This is a genomic window from Brevundimonas denitrificans, from assembly GCF_030160755.1.
Taxonomy (GTDB): Bacteria; Pseudomonadota; Alphaproteobacteria; order Caulobacterales; family Caulobacteraceae; genus Brevundimonas; species Brevundimonas denitrificans.
The window spans coordinates 1-16,655 of record NZ_BSOY01000020.1; the positions used below are offsets into that span (position 1 = coordinate 1).

Sequence of the window (16,655 nt, forward strand, 5' to 3'; positions counted from 1 at the left end):
AGGCCGCGAGCTGCAGCCGGGCGCCGCCGGTGTCGGCCCGCCGCGCCACAGATCCCCGGGGCGACGGGCAGCCGGGGCTGCGCAGCGCCGGGTCGGCGACCAGGTGACAACGCAGCGCTTCCAGGCTGGACACCGACGGCAGGGTGGCGAGGGCGTAACGGTCGATCAGCCAGGACGTCGCCGCCAGGGCTTGGGGCGCGGCGTCGGAGCCGGTCGGGGCGTCGGTCGTCAGGACCGACAGCGGCAGGGCGGTCAGGGCCCCGGTGACCACCGAGATCAGCGTCGTCTTGCCCTCAAAGGCGGCTTCGACGGGCTGGACAAGCTCCGTATACAGACGATGCGCCGTGGCGCGGTCGAACGGCGTGGCCTGAGGGCCGGCGAACAGGATCGGATCGACGTCCTGACCGCCGCGCACGGCCCCGGCGCTGGTCAGGGAGGCGCGGAGCCGGTTCACCGCCGCGGTCATCGCCGCGTCGCCCAGATCCTCCGCCCGGGCCCATTCGACCCGTTCGCGCGAAAGGCCCCAGACATAGGTCGCCTCGGGATTGACCAGAACGAGCAACAGGCCCTCGTCCGGGCCGAGCAGGGCCTGGGTCTCGGCGACCGACAGGGCGCGGGGACTGGTCAGTTCCGAATAGGCGGGAAAGCGGGTCTCGATGTCGGCGTCGACGCCTCGCAGCCGCTCGACGGTCGCCTCCCAGGCCGCGCGGGTCCGGGTTCGGTCGGCCAGGGCGGCGGCGTCTTCCGAGGCGTAGAGCCGTTCCAGTTCGCGCTCCAGCCGGTCGCGGCGCTCGATCAGGTCCTCGCGTTCCTCCGCCAGCCGGCCCAGCGCGTCGTCCCCTTGCGCGAACCGGGCGGAGACCAGCGCGAGGGCGTCGGCGGCGTCGGAGGCGATGGCCCACTGCGCCGCCTCATACGCCTCGGCGCGCAGGGCGGTGGGCGTCTCCTGACGCGCGGGGGCGGGACCGGCGGCGAGGAGGGCGGCGATTGCGGCGACCGAAGCCAGACACCTTGCGATACCGGCTGCGCTCATCCCTTCGGGCCTCAGTTGCTCAGGACCTGGACCTTGGTCCAGACGTCGCCGCGGTTGACGATATCGACCTGCATCTGGCCGCCGGCGCGCGGGGAGACCGTGCACACCGGATAGTGGTCGCCGAAGCCGTCGCGGCAGACCACGGCGCCGCGCGCGTCGCGTACGACCAGATCGATATTGGTGTCGCCGTCGCCGATGGCGGCGACGCGCAGAATCTCTCCGCCGCGCGCCTCGACATCGAACGCCCAGCGCTCACGGGCCTGAAGAGACTTCACCGTCAGCACGGGCCCGGCGCCGAACGTCGAAGACCGCACGCCCCGGGTCAGCGGATCGCGCAAGCGGTCGATGGCGTCGACCAGTCCGGGATTGTCGCCGGCCATGGCCGCGGCCTCGTCCAGCAGACTGGCGGCGGTCAGGAAGGGGCTCTCGCCATCGGCCTGCCGCACCGGCACTTCGGCCAGCAGGCGCGCCGCCATGATCAGGGCGCCGGCGTCGCCGCGGTCGCGGCCCCAGCCGGCCAGTTCGGCGGCGGTCAGGACCTGGGTCACGCCGCGTGCGGCCGGGGTCATGGAGGCGTCTTCCTGTCCGGCGGTCGCCACGGCGGCGCAGCCGAGAAGGAGGCCGATCGCCAGACCCGCGCCGATCCATGTCCGTCCGCCGATACCCATCACCGTTCCCGTCCGCTGTCCGGCCCACGGACTGCGGGCCGATCATGCACTGTCCGGGCCTTTGCGAGAACAGGGATACTGACGGAAGCTGACAAGGTCGGTCCCGGGGCGCGGCCGAGGGTTCAGCGCGGGGCCAGGACAGCGCCGTTGAGAATGCGCCGGTCATCCTTCGCCTGGACCAGAATCGCCACGGCCTGACCCGGTTCACGCGCGCCGGGCAGGGCGTAGAGGGCGGGCCGTCCCGTCCATTCGCCGAGGGTCCGCACCGAGCGCACGACGTTCATGTGCCGGACCGTGCGTCCGCGGTTGTCGCCCCGGGCGATCACGACTTCCTGCGGGCCGGGCGTGAAGGTCACGGCCACGACCTCGGCGCCCCCGGCGGGCGCGCGGCCGGAGCCCACGCCGACACGGTCGCCGCCGGCGCGGAACTCGATCTCGGGGGGAAACACCCGGCGGGCGGCCTCTTCGTCGATGGCGCTCTGCAAGGCCGGGGCCTGGGCCCCCACGACCTGACGGCGGCCGTCGATCACGACCTGGGGCGTCGCCACATCGCGCAGCCTCAGCGGTTTGCGATAGGCGCGCTGGCGCTGGGCGAACTCGGGCCGGGCGAAGGTGTCCTCCCAGCCCAGATAGTCCCAGTAGTCGACGGCGTAGGTCAGGGCGATCACGCCGGGCTCGCCCGCGACGGACTCGAACCGGGCGTTGGCCTCGGGACAGCCGGCGCAGCCCTGGGCGGTGAACAGTTCGATGACCACGGGCTCAGAGGGCGGCGCGGTTTCGCGGGCGGCGCGGGCCGACGACGGCTGGGCCACCGACCCCGCCGCGACAAGGGCGGCCGCCAGGGCCGCCGCAGGGATGATCCAGCCCCTCGCGCGCATGGCGGAGAGGTTAATCACGGGAGGCGAAAATGCGCCGCTCATTTTCGCGTGAAGGCCGAACGCCGCGGGGGATGATCAGACGCGGATGTCCAGCAGGGCCCCGGGGCGCGCCGGCCGCTCTTCCTGGACGGCCGCTGACGAGGCCGGCGTGGCGGGGCGGGTCGTCGACTCCACGCCGCCGGCCTGCACCGCGTCCAGCGCCGCCTTGAAGAAGTCCGAGCGCGAGGCGCGCACGGGCGTCTGTCCACCGGGGTGCGGCGGGAACAGGATGGAGGTCGCAGGAGGTCGAATCGCGCTCATGCCGACAGGGTTAATGAAAACCGTCGGAAATGGGTTAACGCCCCCGCTCCGTGGGCAGGGGACGGGGCGGGGCCTGGATGGCCTGGACCAGCCGTTCGATCTCGGCCGGGTCGATCAGCGGGCCGGAGGACTTGGCCACCACCACGCCCATGGCGTTGACCGCGAAGGTCTCGGGCGCGCCGGAAATGCCGAGGTCGAGGCCGGCCCGGCCGTCCCGATCGACCAGCACCATTGCATAGGGATCGCCCAGCTCATCGAGGAAGGCGCGGGTGGCGACGGGGTCGTCCTTCCAGGCCACGCCGACGACGGCCACGCCGCGCGCCTTGAGGGCCATCAGATTGGGGTGTTCCGCGCGGCACGGCGCGCACCAGCTGGCGAAGACATTGACCAGCATCGGCTTGCCGACGCCGGCGGTCTTCAGATCGAGATGGCCGGGACCCGGCTGGTCGCCTGTCAGCATCGGCAGCACGGTCTCGGGGATGGGCTGGCCGACGATGGCGTCGGGCTTGATCGACGGGTCGCGCTTCAGCGACCAGCCGATGAACAGGGCCGCCAACGCCACGAGGACAATGAGCGGGACGATGGACAGCCAACGGCTCATTCCGGGTGCGCTACCGTGCTTCGCACTCCTTGAGCGCGGCGCGGCTCGTCCTCCAGCCGCTTCAGTTCCGCCGACCAGCGGCGGGCGGCGATCACGGCGCGGGCGGCGAGCGCGGCCAGAACCATGGCGCTCACGCCCCAGGCGGGCCAGACGAAGGCGGCGTAACGGCCCATGTCGAGGTCGAACATGCTCATGCCTCCAGGGCCCTGCGGGCGCGGATCGACAGCACCCGCCGACGCACGATCTCGGTGCGGATCGACGTCAGCCAGACGGCGAGGAACAGGGCGGCCCAGGCGGCCATCATCGTCAGCAGGGGCGTCAGATAGACGGCGGACATCGACGGTCCGTCCGCCCGCAGCAGCGAGGCCGGCTGGTGCAGGGTGTTCCACCAGTCGACGGAGAATTTGACGATCGGCAGGTTGATCAGGCCCACGAGGCCCAGAACGGCGGCGGCGCGCGCGGCCTTGGCCTCGTCGTCGATCGAGGCCCGCAGCGCCATATAGCCGAGGTAGAACAGGAACAGGATCAGCACCGACATCAGCCGCGCGTCGCCCCAGGCCCACCACGCCCCCCACATCGGCTTGCCCCACAGGCTGCCGGTGACGAGCGCCAGGGCCGTGAAGGCCGCCCCGGGCAGGGCGGCGGCGCGGGCGGCGGCGTCCGCCAGCGGATGGCGGAACACGAGGGCGAAGAAGCTGGACACGCCGAGCGCGCCATAGGCCATCAGTCCGAGGCTGGCCGCAGGCACATGGACGAACATGATCCGCACGGTATCGCCCTGCTGATAGTCCTCGGGCGCGGTGAAGCTGAACCAGGTCGCGACCGCCAGCAGAATGGCGGCCAGACCCCACAGCACCGGCGTCAGCGGGCGGGTGAAGCGCAGGAAGCGGTCAGGGTTGGCGAGGCCGAACATCGTCGACTCCTTAGCGGCCCCGGGCGGCGCGCGCCATATGGGGAGATAACGGGGTGGCGCCGGGCCGCAGGCCTCGTGCTAGGACGGCGACAGACCCGACCCGAAAGGCCCCGCCATGACCGACGATGTGACCAAGGACTCCAACGGCAACATACTGGCCGACGGCGACAGCGTGACCCTGATCAAGGACCTCAAGGTCAAGGGCTCGGGCGGCGTGACGCTGAAGCGCGGAACCCTGGTGAAGAACATCCGGCTGACCGGCGACACGGACGAGATCGAGGCCAATGTCGACAAGGTGCGCGGCCTCGTCCTGCGCACGGAATTCGTCAAGAAGGCCTGACAGCAGGACGAAGCGTCACCTTACGAAGGCTTAACTGGCGAGGCGCCGGGACCTTCGTCAGTTTGCCGGCGAACCCTTGGGGGAGCCGATGAAACCTGCCGTTCTTGCCGCCGCCGCCGCCCTGATCATCACCGCGCCCGTCATGGCGCAGGAGGCGCCCGCCCCCGCGCCCGCGCAGGACTGGATGACCGCGCCTCGCGACTGGTCCGCCGCCCTGCGGCAGGATGCGACGGCGCTGCACGGGATCATCATCGACAGCCATCCCGGCGTCCACGACAGCCTGAATCCGGAGTTCCGCGCCCGGGTGGACGCCGGTCTGGCCCTGGCGCTGCGACGGGCCGAAACGACCACGGACGCCGGCGGTTGGTGGTGGGCCATGCGCGCCTTCGTCGCCGGCTTCGACGACGGCCATGTCCAGATGGGGCTGACGGACCAGTCGCGAGGCTTCCCTACGCGCTGGCCCGGCTTCCTCACCGTCTACCGCGGCGCGGATCAGGTGGTCGCCGTGCGCGACGAGGCCGACGCCGCGGCGCCCCCGCTCGGCGCGCGTCTGGTGGATTGCGACGCGATTCCCGCGCCGCAGTTGGCCGAGCAGCGGATCGGCGCCTTCCGGGGACGCTGGTTTCTCGAATCGCAGCGCGCCCTGTTCGGCGACTGGCTGTTCATGAGCGCGTCCAATCCCTGGATCCGCGAGATGGCGTCCTGCCGCTTTGAAAGCGCGGGGGAGACCCGGACCTATGCGCTCGACTGGCGGGTCATCGAACCGGCGGACCTGTCGGCCCGGCGCACCCGGCTGGCGCAAAGGGGCGGGGCGACGTTCGGCCTGACCACGCTCGACGACGGCGGCGTCTGGATGTCGATGCCCTCGTTCAACGGCGATCCCGCCAGCGACGCCCACAAGGCCCTGACGCCGATGATGGCCGACTGGCAGGCCCGACAGGCCGAGCTTCGCGCCGCGCCGTTCGTCGTGCTGGACCTGCGCGGCAACGGCGGCGGCTCTTCCCACTGGAGCAAGGAGATCGCCGTCGCGCTCTGGGGTCGGGACTGGGTCAACGCCAAGGAACCCCAGGTTTCCGTCGCCATCGAATGGCGCGCGTCCGACGCCAATCTCGCCGCCATCCAGACCTATGTCGATGAATGGACGGCGGCCGGAGAGAGCGCAGAGCGTATCGGCTGGGCCCGTGAGATCGTCGAGGGCATGACCGAAGCCCGGGCGGCGGGCCGACCCTATTGGCGCGACCAGGAAAGCGCTTCGTCCCGCCCGCGCAACGGTCGCGCGCCGCCGCAGCTGGTTCGGGGGCCGGTCTATGTGCTGACCGACCCCGGCTGCGCCTCGGCCTGCCTCGACGCGGTGGATCTGTGGAAGGCGCTCGGGGCGATCCAGATCGGCCGCGAGACCTCGGCCGACACGGTCTATATGGACGTTCGGGAGGCGGCCCTGCCCAGCGGCCTGGCCACCCTGGTGATCCCGATGAAGGTCTGGCGCGGCCGTCCGCGCGGCAACAACGAGCCGCATCGGCCCACGCATCTGTTCGACGGCGACATCACGGACAGTGCGGCGTTGCAGGCCTGGGTGCGGACGCTGGCCGCGGCCGGACCCTAGCCCTGGGCGTTGCGGATCGCCGCGGCGCCCGCGAACGGCGTGACCACGGCGGCGAACAACACCCAGGCGGCGAGGAAGGCGAGGGCCGGGGCCGGGTCGAGGCCGTTGGTCGCCCGCTCCAGCGCGCCCGCGCCGAACACGACCGGCGGTATGAACAGCGGCAGGACGACGACGGCGATAAGCAGGCCGCCGCGTTTTGATCCGAGGGCCAGCGCGGCCCCCAACGCGCCGGTCAGGGCGAAGCCCAACGATCCGACCAGCGCCGACAGCAGGACCAGCGGCGCCTGCGCCGGCGGCAGGCCGAGGGTGATCGCGGCGACCGGAGCGGTCAGGGCCAGGGGCACGCCGACCGCCAGCCACTGGGCCTTGGCCTTGGCGAGGACGACCAGTTCCAGCGGCGCCGGGCCCAGGGCGATCAGGTCCAGCGCCCCATCCTCCAGATCGCGCTCGAACAGCCGCTCCAGCGACAGGATCGACGACAGGGCCAGGGCCAGCCAGGCGACGCCGCCCGCAATCGGCCTCAGTCCCGCCGGGTCGCCCCCCGCCGCCAGCGGAATGAGCACGGTCAGGCAGAGGAAAAACCCGCAGGCCAGCAGCGGCCCGCCGCCGCCGGACCAGGCCAGCGCCAGTTCGCGCCGGAACAGGATCATCAGCCCCTTCATCGCCCGGCCCCGATGTCGAGCGCGCGCGCCGCGACCGGCAGCGGATCATGGACGGCGGCGAGGATGGCGCCGCCCTTGTCGAGATGCGCCTGCATCATCAGGCCGAGCGCCGCCCGCCAGCGGGCGTCCAGCGGGGCGAAGGGCTCGTCCAGCAGCCAGAGCGGACGCGGCGCGGCGATCACCCGGGCGAAGGCGAGGCGGCGGCGCTGTCCGGCCGACAGCTTGCGCACCTCGAGGTCGAGCAGGGGCTCCAGTGCGAGCACATCGACGGCGGCGGCGATCCCGTCGGCATCCGCTCCGGCCCAGCGCGCCTGAAACGCCAGTTCCTCGCGGGCCCGGCGGCCGGTCTTCAGGCCGTCCAGATGGCCCAGCCAGTGGAGGTGGCCGGCCCGGGCTTCGGCTGGATCGGCGGCGCTGAAGGTCACTGTCCCGGCGTCAGGCCGGATGAAGCCGGCCAGCGTCCGCAGCAGGGAGGTCTTGCCCGCCCCATTGGCTCCGGTCAGGGCCACGGCCTCACCCGAGGCGACGTGAAAGGACAGGTCGCGGAACAGCAGGCGTTCGCCGCGGGAAACGGTGAGGGCGGTGACCGAAATCATCCGTGACCCCTCCAGTTGCGAACCCCTCTCAATGCCCATGCCGCTGGCGTGGATACATGGACGCGACCCGGAACCCTCGTTATATCCGGCCTCGCCGCAGCAGGCGTTCGCCGCGCGCGGCGGGGACCTGTGCGCCCCGTCGTCAGTCGCGCGTTCGTGCAACCGGATTGTCGGGCGGCGTGAACCAGAGGAAGCCTCTCCATGCCGTCAGTCGACAGCCTCAAGACCCGCCGGGACATCACCGTCGGGCGCAAGAAATACGCCTATTACAGCCTTCCGGCCGCTGAGGAAGCGGGCCTGACCGGGATTTCCCGACTGCCGCGCTCGATGAAGGTGCTGCTGGAGAACCTGCTGCGCAACGAGGACGGGGTTTCCGTCAGCGAAGCCGACCTCAGGGCGATCGCCGCCTGGATCGACAACAAGGGCTCGGTCGAGCACGAGATCGCCTTCCGCCCGGCCCGGGTGCTGATGCAGGACTTCACCGGCGTGCCCGCCGTCGTCGACCTGGCCGCCATGCGCGACGCCATGTCGGCCCTCGGCGCCGATCCGACCAAGATCAACCCGCTGAACCCCGTCGATCTGGTCATCGACCACTCGGTCATGGTCGACCATTTCGGCACGCCCGCCGCCTTCAACCAGAACGTCGAGCGCGAATACGAGCGCAACATCGAGCGCTATAAATTCCTCCGCTGGGGTTCGTCGGCCTTCAACAATTTCCGCGTCGTGCCCCCCGGCACCGGCATCTGCCACCAGGTGAACCTCGAGAATCTGGCCCAGACCGTCTGGACCGCGGCCGAGGGCAAGGCGACCGTCGCCTATCCCGACACCGTGGTCGGCACCGACAGCCACACCACCATGATCAACGGCCTGGCCGTTCTGGGCTGGGGCGTCGGCGGCATCGAGGCCGAGGCGGCCATGCTGGGCCAGCCCATCCCCATGCTGATCCCGGAAGTCGTCGGCTTCCGCCTGACCGGCGCCCTGCCGGAAGGCGCGACGGCCACCGACCTGGTGCTGACCGTCACCCAGATGCTGCGCAAGAAGGGCGTGGTCGGGAAATTCGTCGAATTCTTCGGCCCCGGCGTCATCAGCCTGACCATCGAGGACCAGGCCACCATCGCCAACATGGCCCCGGAATACGGCGCCACCTGCGGCTTCTTCCCCGTCTCGGCGGCGACCATCGGCTATCTGACCGCCACCGGCCGCGACAAGGCGCGCGTCGCCCTCGTGGAGGCCTATGCCAAGGCGCAAGGGTTGTGGATCGACGAGACCTCGGAAGACCCGGTCTTCTCGGACATCCTCGAATTGGACATGGCCTCGGTCGTGCCCTCGATCGCCGGTCCGAAGCGTCCGCAGGACAAGGTCGAGCTGACCGTCGCCGCGCCGTCGTTCGAAACCGCCCTGACCGAGGTCTTCAACCGCCCGGTCGACGCCCCGCGCGTCAAGGTCGAGGGTGAGAAATTCGATCTCGGCGACGGCGACGTGGTCATCGCCGCCATCACCAGCTGCACCAATACCTCGAACCCGTCGGTCCTGATCGCCGCCGGTCTGGTGGCGCGCAAGGCGAAGAAGCTGGGCCTGTCGGTCAAGCCCTGGGTCAAGACCTCGCTGGCCCCCGGCTCGCAGGTGGTCACCGACTATCTGACCGCCGCCGGCCTGCAGGCCGATCTGGACGCCATGGGCTTCAACCTGGTCGGCTACGGCTGCACCACCTGCATCGGCAACTCGGGCCCGCTGTCGGACAGCATCTCGAAAGCCATCAACGAAAACGGTCTGGTCGGCGCCTCGGTGCTCTCGGGCAACCGCAACTTTGAAGGCCGGGTGAACCCCGACGTCCAGGCCAACTATCTGGCCTCGCCGCCGCTGGTCGTCGCCTACGCCATCGCCGGCTCGATGCGGATCGACATCTCGAAGGATCCGATCGGTCAGGACAAGAAGGGCAAGGATGTCTTCCTGAAGGACGTCTGGCCGACCTCGAAAGAGATCGCCGACATCCAGAAGAAGTGCGTCACCCCGGCCATGTTCGCCAAACGCTATGCCGACGTCTTCAAGGGCGACAAGCACTGGCAGGGCATCAAGGTCGAGGGCGGCCAGACCTACGCCTGGGACGAGAGCTCGACCTATGTCGCCAACCCTCCGTATTTCGAGGGCCTGTCGATGGAGCCGGCGCCGGTTACCGACATCGTCGAGGCGCGCGTGCTCGCCATCTTCGGCGACTCGATCACGACCGACCACATCAGCCCGGCCGGTTCGATCAAGAAGACCTCGCCGGCGGGGGCCTACCTGACCAACCGCGGCGTCGACGCCCTGGACTTCAACAGCTACGGCGCCCGCCGCGGCCACCACGAAGTCATGATGCGCGGCACCTTCGCCAATATCCGCATCCGCAACAAGATCACGCCGGACATCGAGGGCGGCGTCACGCGCCACTTCCCGTCGCAGGACACGATGTCGATCTATGACGCGGCCATGCGCTACCAGTCCGAGGGCCGGCCGCTGGTCGTGTTCGCGGGCAAGGAATACGGCACCGGCTCGTCGCGCGACTGGGCGGCCAAGGGCACCCGTTTGCTGGGCGTCCGCGCCGTGCTGGCCGAGAGCTACGAGCGCATCCACCGCTCCAACCTGGTCGGGATGGGCGTGGTGCCGCTGCAGTTCAAGGCCGAGGGCTGGACCCGTCTCGGCCTGACCGGCGAGGAGATCGTCACCATCCGCGGCCTGTCCGACGTCAATGTCGGCAAGCTGCGTCCGCGTCAGGACCTGTGGGTCGAGCTGTTCCGCCCGTCGGACGGCAAGATGGCCCGCTTCCCGGTCCGCTGCCGCATCGATAACCAGACCGAGCTGGACTACTTCAAGGCCGGCGGCGTCATGCCCTACGTCCTGCGCAACCTGGCGCGCGGCGACGCCGAATAGGCCCCAGGCCGGACGACAAGAAGAGGGCCGGCGGAGCGATCCGCCGGCCCTTTTTGTTCATGCGTGCCGGTGTTTCGCAACCTCAGGCTCGATGCCTCAACCTTGACGGGCGGCCCGGACAGGTATCCTGTTCCGAGTCAGGGCCGATGTCCCGGCCTCTTCGGGAGGACGACGCATGCGTGTTTCGATGGTTTCCATTCTTCTGGCCGGAGGGTCGCTCGCCCTCGGCGCCTGCAGCGCCACGGTCGAGCCCGTCGACCTGACGCTGGCCGAGCGGGCCGAGCAATGCAGCGCTGACTCCGAACTGGTCCGGACTGGCAGCCAGACCGGCGACGCCCGACGGGACTACAGATGCATGAGCGGCGGCCATACGCGCGGGACGGCCCGGGAGTCCGCCGGCGTTGTCGGATATGGGGCGCAGACCTCTGTCCGCGCCCGTCCGTCGACATAGCTCACCCGCCCGTGGCGTTGTGCGGCCCGCGGTCACGCGGATTGCGCCCGAAGGCCTGCTCGCAGACGGCGCGGCCGAACTCTTCCGAGACCATCATCTGGCGGTCGCCGAGAACGCCGCCGAGGCGGCCCTGGGCGCTGGTCGCCACCGAGACGGGAAAGCGGCCGAGGATGCGGTTGTCCGCCGGATCGACGAACTCCACCGTGCCCGACAGGGTGTGAGCGCCCTCTCCGGTCAGCAGGGTTTCCAGCCGGCCCGCGCGCTGCATCTCGTCGATGTGGACACGCAGGTTGATCGGCGCCGTGCCCCACATGCAGCGGCGGAGCTCCTCATGGACCTCTTCCGAGAAGGTGTCGGCGAAATCCTCTTCCGCATCGAGCCAGCCGGTGGACAGGGTGACGCTGCCGATCTGGGCGGTTTCCTGCAGGCCGATCGGCAGGGCGATGGGCGGGCCGCCCTCGACGACGGGCGCACAGGCCGTGACGGCGAGCAGGGCGGCGGCGAGGACGGCGGTGGCGGCGGCGGACTTCATTTTCGGCTCCCGGTTTCGCGACAAGCTTTAGCTTAGCGGGCGGTGAACGCCGGATGAACCGCGTTCGGCCGGGGATTAATTCGCCGTAAGGCGCGGGCCTAACGCCCGAACACCTCGACCCCGATCTCGCCGTCACGGGTCAGCCAGGCCCGCTTCATGCCCTGGCTGTTGAACGGGGCGGCGATGTTTCCGTCGCGGTCCAGCGCGATCAGGCCGCCGTCGCCGCCCATGCCCCCGATCTCGTCGATCACGGCGCGGCCGGCCTCGGCGAGCGTCTGGCCCGCGCCGACGCGCCAGCTCACCTGAACGCAGGCGGCGACGCGAATGAAATACTCGCCCTGTCCGGTGCCCGAGACCGCGACCCGGCCGTCGGCCCAGCTGCCGGCCCCCGGGATGGGGGTGTCGCCGACCCGGCCCGGCATCTTGCCGAACACGCCGGCGGTCGAGGTCGCCGCCGCCAGCCGGCCGTCCTGGTCCAGCACGCAGCAGCCGACGGTTCCGTGGGCCAGGGTCCCGGGCGGGTGATTGTCCTCGCCCTGTCCGGCCTGGGTGAACCAGGCGGTTTCATCGCCGATCCGCTCCAGCCCCTGGTCGAGGGCGAACAGGGCCGCGCCCTCGCCGGCCAGCATGACGTGGGGCGTGCGGTCCATCACCGCCCGGGCGGCGACAACCGGATTGCGGAAGCCCTGAAGGGCGGCGACCGCCCCCGCCTTGCGCGTGGCGCCGTCCATCAGGCTGGCGTCCAGCTCATAGGCCCCGGCCAGATTGGGCGATGCGCCCCGCCCGGCGACATAGAGGCCGGAATCCTCCAGCAACACCGTCGTCTCGACCGCGACGTCCAGCGCCGAGGCCCCGGCGTCCAGCCGCGCCTTCATGGTCGCGACGACCTCGCCCATGTGGGCGATCTCGAGGGTGTAGTCGCGCTCGCGCCGGGCGCCGGCGCCGCCGTGAAGGATGAGGGCGGGTCTGCCGGTCATCAGGGCCTCTTTTATCTCGGGTCGAGGGTCGCTAGCGTCGCGGGACGACGGCGGCGCTTTCGCCCGTCATGCGCGCCAAGGGATGATCCGTGCAAGCTTCAGGGCCCTTCGTGGTTTCGAATTCCGCCCGGATCGAGATCGATCCCGCGCTGAAGCCGTCGACCATGACCGCCGCCTTCAAACAATTCGGCCGCATCCACATCCCCGGCTTCCTCAGGCCGGCCTCGGCGGAGATGCTGCATCGGGCGCTGGCGGCGGAAAAGCTCTGGGTCTGCTCGACCATGGGCGGCGGCAAGACCATCGACGTCCCCGTCGAACAGCTGGAGGCCTTCCCGCCCGATCAGGCGATGCGTTTCCTGCAACTGGCGCATGCCGAGGCGCGCGACGGCTTTCACTACATGTTCGATAGCGTCCGCATCAGCGACCTGGCGGAGCAAGGGCAGCTCCTGGCTGTCGAACTGGCGGCCGCCTACGCCTTTCTGAACAGTCCGGCCTTCCTCGACTTCGTCCGCGTCCTGACCGGCGATCCGCGCCCCAACTACGTCGACGCCCAGGCGACCCGCTATGAGCGGGGCCACTATCTAACCCAGCACGACGATTCCGCCGCCGAAAAGGGCCGGCTCTACGCCTATGTCCTCAACCTGACGCCGCACTGGCGGACGGACTGGGGCGGCCTGCTCAACTTCATCGACGCCGACGGCCATGTGGCCGAGGCCTACACCCCGGCCTGGAACGCGCTCAACATCTTCCGCGTGCCCCAGCCCCACGCCGTCTCCTGCGTCGCCCCCTTCGCGGGAGCCCCCCGCCTGTCGATCACCGGCTGGGTGCGCCAGATCGACCTCAGCCTCCTTCCTTCGAGAAAGACCCCTTGATGCGCGCAGTCCTGTCCAAGGCCCCCGGCGGTCCCGAAACCCTCGTCGTCGAGGAGGTGCTGGATCCCCGGCCGATGAAGGGCGAGGTCGTCATCGAGGTGCGCGCCGTGGGCGTCAACTTCCCCGACACCCTGATCATCGAGGACAGATACCAATTCAAGCCGACGCGCCCCTTCTCGCCCGGCGGCGAGGTGGCGGGCGTGGTCGAGGCTGTCGGCGAGGGCGTGACGACGGTCCGCAAGGGCGACCGCGTCATCGCCGTGCCCGGCTGGGGCGGCATGGTCGAACGGCTGGCGGTCCCGGCCGCCTCGGTGATGAAGATCCCGGACGCCATGGATTTCAACACGGCCGCCGCCCTGGTGATGACCTATGGCACTTCGTACTACGCGCTGAAGGATCGGGCCCAGCTGAAGGCGGGCGAGAGCCTGCTCGTGCTGGGCGCCGCCGGCGGCGTCGGCGTCGCGGCGGTCGAGCTGGGCAAGGCCATGGGCGCGCATGTCATCGCCGCGGCCTCGACCAACGACAAGGTCCAGTTCGCCCTTGAGGCCGGGGCCGACAACGGCCTGATCTATCCCTCGGGCAAGATGGACAAGGCGGCCCAGAAGGAGCTGTCCGGCGAGCTGAAGCTGGCGTCGGGGCGCGACGGACCGGACGTGGTCTATGACGCGGTCGGCGGCGACTATTGCGAGCCGGCCCTGCGGGCCATGGACTGGAACGGCCGCTATCTGGTGGTCGGCTTCCCGGCCGGCATTCCGTCCCTGCCGCTCAACCTGACCCTGCTCAAGTCGGTCTCGGTCATCGGGGTGTTCTGGGGCGCGGCGGTGATGCGCGATCCGGCCGCCCACGCGGCCAATATGGCCGACCTGCTGCGCTTCTGGGAGGACGGCAAGATCCGCCCGCGGGTCAGCCAGACCTTCCCGCTGGAACGCGCCCACGAGGCCATCAAGGCGCTGGGCGACCGGTCGGTGATGGGCAAGGTCGTGATCACGGTGGAGAGCTAGTCCTGCCGGAGCCGCTCCAGCGCCGCGTCGGCCTGGTCCTTGTGCCGCCGCTTGATATTGGCGCCCAGGGTGGCGATCAGGGCCGTGATCACCGCCGCGTCGTCGGTGAAGCCGATGCCGGCGAAGATGTCCGGAATGGCGTCAATGGGCAGGACGAAATAGGCCAGCGCCCCGAGCATGATCCCCTTGGCCGCCGTGGGCGTCTCCGGGTCGCGCGCCGAATACCAGACGCTGATCGCCTGCCGGGCGAAGGGGATGCGGGCCGCGGTTCGCCGGATCTTGGGCCAGAATCCCCTCTGCACACGCACCTCGTTGACCTGCTGGATCGAGGGCACGAGGGCGCGGGACGGGTCCAGCGCGTCTTCGGGCGTCATGGGTTTGGCATTCGTGGTCATGGCGGCTAAATCCCCGCGACTGATCTCAGGTTCAAACTCAATATAGGGGCTCCGGCCATGAAACTCGACGGGTCGATTGCGGCTGTGGTGACGGGCGGAGCCTCGGGCCTGGGCGAGGGGACGGCGCGCGCCATCGCGGCCACGGGGGCGAAGGTCGCCCTGTTCGACCTCAACGAGGAACGCGGCGAGGCCATCGCGGCTGAAATCGGCGGCGTCTTCTGCAAGGTCGACGTCACCGACGACGCCTCGGTCGCCGCCGCCTTCGCCAAGGCCCGCGCCGCCCACGGCCAGGAGCGCCTCACGGTCAACTGCGCCGGCATCGCCGCGGGCCAGAAGACGGTCAGCCGCAAGAAGGACACCGGCGAGATCCGCGCCCATGACATGGCGGCGTTCGAGCGCACCGTGCGGGTCAATCTGTTCGGCACCTTCCGGGTCCTGAGCCAGTCGGCGGCCGGCATGGTGACGCTGGAGCCCATGGCGGACGGCGAGCGCGGCCTGATCGTCAACACCGCTTCGGTGGCGGCCCAGGACGGCCAGATCGGCCAGGCGGCCTATGCGGCGTCAAAGGGCGGGGTCTACGCCCTGACCCTGCCGGTCGCCCGCGACCTGGCCCAGGAAGGCATCCGCTGCAACACCATCCTGCCCGGCATCATGTGGACGCCGATGATGGCCGGGATGGACCAGAAGATTCAGGACGCCCTCGCCGCCGCCATCCCCTTTCCCAGCCGTTTCGGCATGCCGGCGGACTTTGCCTCGCTGGTGCTGGAGCTGGTCCGCAACGTCTACATCAACGGCGAATGCATCCGGCTGGACGGCGCGATCAGATTGGCGCCGCGCTGACGCGCGGATGCGCTTCGCGCAGGCGCTGACGCTCGCGACGCGGTTGCTCGCTGCTTGAGCGCCGAATTGTGCGATGGGGGACTTGCGATAGGTCGCGACCGTCCGCTATACGCCCGCCTCCGACTGAAGTGCGGGCGTAGCTCAGTGGTAGAGCACAACCTTGCCAAGGTTGGGGTCGAGAGTTCGAATCTCTTCGCCCGCTCCAGTCGATTGAAGAGGCCTGGTCGCAAGATCGGGCCTTTTTCAATTTCCGCCCCGGGCGGCGGGAGTTTGCCAAGGTTGGGGTCGAGAGTTCGAATCTCTTCGCCCGCTCCAGTCGATTGAAGAGGCCTGGTCGCAAGATCGGGCCTTTTCAATTTCCGCCCCGGGTTCGTCAGTGTTTCCGCGGGACCGCCGGCCAACGGATTGAGACGCGCAGGCATAGGGGCTCGGTGCCTTCGCCGGATAGTTTCATATCCCTCCGTAAATCCAGGGTGGAACCCATGTCGGCGCCGCGTCCCTCGAGCTATCCATCGTTCCCCGCCGTGCCCGAGGCGGCCCGCTACTTCGACCACCGCGCGGCCACGGGCCGGTCAGCCGAGATGCTGGTCAGCGCCGAGCTGGAGGTGCTGTGGTCGAATGCGGCGGCCCTCGCCCTGATGTCACGCCGGGGCCCTGTCAGCCTGAGCGACAACCGGTTGATTCTCCCGCTGCGTGCCCAGGAAGACAGCCTGCGGGCCTTTCTGACGGGACTGGACGAGGGAGTCGGCGCCTGGGCTCTGAAAGTGGAGGATCGCTGGCTGGTGCGGGCCGAGACGATCGCCCCGGCGGATGCGCCGCCGGCCTGGTTGTTGACCTGGCAGGCGATGGCCCACGCCGATCGCTACCTGTGGTCCGACATCGGCGCGCATCTCAGGCTGACGTCCTCCGAAACCCGGGTTCTGCGAAACCTGGTGGATGGATTGACGGTTGATCAGGCGGCCGACCAGCTGGCCATCTCGGTCCAGACGGTGCGCACCCATGTGCGGCGCATCTACGCCAAGCTGGGCGTCAGGAACCGCGAGACGTTGTTCGCGGCTGTTCTCCCCTATCGTTGGGGCTGAGCCG

Annotated in this window: 20 protein-coding genes and 1 tRNA gene; 9 read left to right on the forward strand and 12 right to left on the reverse strand. The window is 70.0% G+C overall.

Features of this window, described 5'->3' with window-relative positions:
• The 7 genes from QQJ79_RS06110 to ccmC form a co-directional block, all read right to left on the reverse strand.
• Nucleotides 1-1,033, reverse strand: a 1,033-nt coding sequence (locus tag QQJ79_RS06110; protein ID WP_284222035.1) for a CHAT domain-containing protein, incomplete at its 3' end; no start/stop codon positions are given.
• An 11-nt stretch (nt 1,034-1,044) separates the two neighbouring features.
• Nucleotides 1,045-1,701: a hypothetical protein gene (locus tag QQJ79_RS06115; protein ID WP_284222036.1), complete on the reverse strand. Its 657-nt coding sequence runs from the start codon at nt 1,699-1,701 to the stop codon at nt 1,045-1,047.
• A gap of 122 nt (nt 1,702-1,823) precedes the next feature.
• Nucleotides 1,824-2,579, reverse strand: a complete 756-nt coding sequence (locus tag QQJ79_RS06120; RefSeq protein ID WP_284222037.1) for a DUF1223 domain-containing protein — start codon at nt 2,577-2,579, stop codon at nt 1,824-1,826.
• 75 nt (nt 2,580-2,654) lie between these two features.
• Complete coding sequence (locus tag QQJ79_RS06125) at nt 2,655-2,879, reverse strand: hypothetical protein (RefSeq protein WP_284222038.1); 225 nt, start codon at nt 2,877-2,879, stop codon at nt 2,655-2,657.
• 34 nt (nt 2,880-2,913) lie between these two features.
• Entirely contained in the window at nt 2,914-3,480 is a 567-nt protein-coding gene (locus tag QQJ79_RS06130) for a DsbE family thiol:disulfide interchange protein (RefSeq protein WP_284222039.1), read from the reverse strand.
• Entirely contained in the window at nt 3,477-3,674 is a 198-nt protein-coding gene (gene ccmD, locus QQJ79_RS06135) for a heme exporter protein CcmD (protein ID WP_284222040.1), read from the reverse strand. Before ccmD ends, QQJ79_RS06130 begins: the two co-directional genes overlap by 4 nt.
• Nucleotides 3,671-4,393, reverse strand: a complete 723-nt coding sequence (ccmC, locus tag QQJ79_RS06140; protein WP_284222041.1) for a heme ABC transporter permease CcmC — start codon at nt 4,391-4,393, stop codon at nt 3,671-3,673. The genes ccmD and ccmC overlap by 4 nt, the downstream gene beginning before the upstream one ends.
• A gap of 115 nt (nt 4,394-4,508) precedes the next feature.
• On the opposite strand from ccmC, the gene QQJ79_RS06145 reads away from it, so the two are divergent.
• Nucleotides 4,509-4,733, forward strand: coding sequence for an alkylphosphonate utilization protein (locus QQJ79_RS06145; RefSeq protein ID WP_284222042.1), 225 nt, complete (start codon nt 4,509-4,511; stop codon nt 4,731-4,733).
• Nucleotides 4,734-4,821: 88 nt separating this feature from the next.
• Nucleotides 4,822-6,336 (forward strand): S41 family peptidase, encoded by a 1,515-nt coding sequence (locus QQJ79_RS06150; protein WP_284222043.1) that lies wholly within the window; start codon nt 4,822-4,824, stop codon nt 6,334-6,336.
• Here QQJ79_RS06150 and ccmB read toward each other — a convergent pair.
• Entirely contained in the window at nt 6,333-6,998 is a 666-nt protein-coding gene (gene ccmB / locus QQJ79_RS06155) for a heme exporter protein CcmB (protein WP_284222044.1), read from the reverse strand. The two genes, QQJ79_RS06150 and ccmB, sit on opposite strands and share 4 nt — an antisense overlap.
• Nucleotides 6,995-7,594: a heme ABC exporter ATP-binding protein CcmA gene (ccmA, locus tag QQJ79_RS06160; RefSeq protein ID WP_284222045.1), complete on the reverse strand. Its 600-nt coding sequence runs from the start codon at nt 7,592-7,594 to the stop codon at nt 6,995-6,997. The genes ccmB and ccmA overlap by 4 nt, the downstream gene beginning before the upstream one ends.
• Before the next feature lie 201 nt (nt 7,595-7,795).
• Between ccmA and acnA the strand changes: the two genes are divergently transcribed.
• Nucleotides 7,796-10,501, forward strand: coding sequence for an aconitate hydratase AcnA (gene acnA, locus QQJ79_RS06165; RefSeq protein ID WP_284222046.1), 2,706 nt, complete (start codon nt 7,796-7,798; stop codon nt 10,499-10,501).
• A gap of 187 nt (nt 10,502-10,688) precedes the next feature.
• Nucleotides 10,689-10,952 (forward strand): hypothetical protein, encoded by a 264-nt coding sequence (locus QQJ79_RS06170; RefSeq protein WP_284222047.1) that lies wholly within the window; start codon nt 10,689-10,691, stop codon nt 10,950-10,952.
• 1 nt (nt 10,953) lies between these two features.
• Here QQJ79_RS06170 and QQJ79_RS06175 read toward each other — a convergent pair whose 3' ends face one another.
• The gene (locus QQJ79_RS06175) at nt 10,954-11,484 is read right to left on the reverse strand and encodes a hypothetical protein (protein WP_284222048.1); all 531 of its coding nucleotides are present in this window, start codon (nt 11,482-11,484) and stop codon (nt 10,954-10,956) included.
• Nucleotides 11,485-11,582: 98 nt separating this feature from the next.
• Complete coding sequence (locus QQJ79_RS06180) at nt 11,583-12,464, reverse strand: isoaspartyl peptidase/L-asparaginase family protein (RefSeq protein WP_431307575.1); 882 nt, start codon at nt 12,462-12,464, stop codon at nt 11,583-11,585.
• 107 nt (nt 12,465-12,571) lie between these two features.
• Here QQJ79_RS06180 and QQJ79_RS06185 point away from each other — a divergent pair, with 107 nt between their 5' ends.
• Nucleotides 12,572-13,333, forward strand: a complete 762-nt coding sequence (locus tag QQJ79_RS06185; protein ID WP_284222050.1) for a 2OG-Fe(II) oxygenase — start codon at nt 12,572-12,574, stop codon at nt 13,331-13,333.
• A complete protein-coding gene (locus QQJ79_RS06190; protein ID WP_284222051.1) occupies nt 13,333-14,334 on the forward strand; it encodes an NADPH:quinone oxidoreductase family protein in 1,002 nt (333 codons plus the stop codon). The genes QQJ79_RS06185 and QQJ79_RS06190 overlap by 1 nt, the downstream gene beginning before the upstream one ends.
• Here the strand turns inward: QQJ79_RS06190 and QQJ79_RS06195 are convergent.
• Nucleotides 14,331-14,729, reverse strand: coding sequence for a YkvA family protein (locus QQJ79_RS06195; protein WP_284222052.1), 399 nt, complete (start codon nt 14,727-14,729; stop codon nt 14,331-14,333). The two genes, QQJ79_RS06190 and QQJ79_RS06195, sit on opposite strands and share 4 nt — an antisense overlap.
• Nucleotides 14,730-14,786: 57 nt before the next feature.
• Here QQJ79_RS06195 and QQJ79_RS06200 point away from each other — a divergent pair, with 57 nt between their 5' ends.
• The 3 genes from QQJ79_RS06200 (at nt 14,787) to QQJ79_RS06210 (ending at nt 16,651) form a co-directional block, all read left to right on the forward strand.
• Nucleotides 14,787-15,569 (forward strand): SDR family NAD(P)-dependent oxidoreductase, encoded by a 783-nt coding sequence (locus QQJ79_RS06200; RefSeq protein ID WP_284222053.1) that lies wholly within the window; start codon nt 14,787-14,789, stop codon nt 15,567-15,569.
• A 130-nt stretch (nt 15,570-15,699) separates the two neighbouring features.
• Nucleotides 15,700-15,774 (forward strand) — tRNA-Gly (locus QQJ79_RS06205).
• 277 nt (nt 15,775-16,051) lie between these two features.
• Nucleotides 16,052-16,651 (forward strand): helix-turn-helix transcriptional regulator, encoded by a 600-nt coding sequence (locus QQJ79_RS06210; RefSeq protein WP_284222054.1) that lies wholly within the window; start codon nt 16,052-16,054, stop codon nt 16,649-16,651.
• Nucleotides 16,652-16,655 lie beyond the last annotated feature (4 nt).

Excerpts from the sequence above, each read along its gene's own strand:
- QQJ79_RS06115 (WP_284222036.1), bottom strand. The coding sequence starts at position 1,701 with ATGGGTATCGGCGGACGGACATGGATCGGCGCGGGTCTGGCGATCGGC.
- QQJ79_RS06120 (WP_284222037.1), bottom strand. The coding sequence starts at position 2,579 with ATGCGCGCGAGGGGCTGGATCATCCCTGCGGCGGCCCTGGCGGCCGCC.
- QQJ79_RS06125 (WP_284222038.1), bottom strand. The coding sequence starts at position 2,879 with ATGAGCGCGATTCGACCTCCTGCGACCTCCATCCTGTTCCCGCCGCAC.
- QQJ79_RS06130 (WP_284222039.1), bottom strand. The coding sequence starts at position 3,480 with ATGAGCCGTTGGCTGTCCATCGTCCCGCTCATTGTCCTCGTGGCGTTG.
- ccmD (WP_284222040.1), bottom strand. The coding sequence starts at position 3,674 with ATGAGCATGTTCGACCTCGACATGGGCCGTTACGCCGCCTTCGTCTGG.
- ccmC (WP_284222041.1), bottom strand. The coding sequence starts at position 4,393 with ATGTTCGGCCTCGCCAACCCTGACCGCTTCCTGCGCTTCACCCGCCCG.
- QQJ79_RS06145 (WP_284222042.1), top strand. The coding sequence starts at position 4,509 with ATGACCGACGATGTGACCAAGGACTCCAACGGCAACATACTGGCCGAC.
- QQJ79_RS06150 (WP_284222043.1), top strand. The coding sequence starts at position 4,822 with ATGAAACCTGCCGTTCTTGCCGCCGCCGCCGCCCTGATCATCACCGCG.
- ccmB (WP_284222044.1), bottom strand. The coding sequence starts at position 6,998 with ATGAAGGGGCTGATGATCCTGTTCCGGCGCGAACTGGCGCTGGCCTGG.
- ccmA (WP_284222045.1), bottom strand. The coding sequence starts at position 7,594 with ATGATTTCGGTCACCGCCCTCACCGTTTCCCGCGGCGAACGCCTGCTG.
- acnA (WP_284222046.1), top strand. The coding sequence starts at position 7,796 with ATGCCGTCAGTCGACAGCCTCAAGACCCGCCGGGACATCACCGTCGGG.
- QQJ79_RS06170 (WP_284222047.1), top strand. The coding sequence starts at position 10,689 with ATGGTTTCCATTCTTCTGGCCGGAGGGTCGCTCGCCCTCGGCGCCTGC.
- QQJ79_RS06175 (WP_284222048.1), bottom strand. The coding sequence starts at position 11,484 with ATGAAGTCCGCCGCCGCCACCGCCGTCCTCGCCGCCGCCCTGCTCGCC.
- QQJ79_RS06190 (WP_284222051.1), top strand. The coding sequence starts at position 13,333 with ATGCGCGCAGTCCTGTCCAAGGCCCCCGGCGGTCCCGAAACCCTCGTC.
- QQJ79_RS06195 (WP_284222052.1), bottom strand. The coding sequence starts at position 14,729 with ATGACCACGAATGCCAAACCCATGACGCCCGAAGACGCGCTGGACCCG.
- QQJ79_RS06200 (WP_284222053.1), top strand. The coding sequence starts at position 14,787 with ATGAAACTCGACGGGTCGATTGCGGCTGTGGTGACGGGCGGAGCCTCG.
- QQJ79_RS06210 (WP_284222054.1), top strand. The coding sequence starts at position 16,052 with ATGTCGGCGCCGCGTCCCTCGAGCTATCCATCGTTCCCCGCCGTGCCC.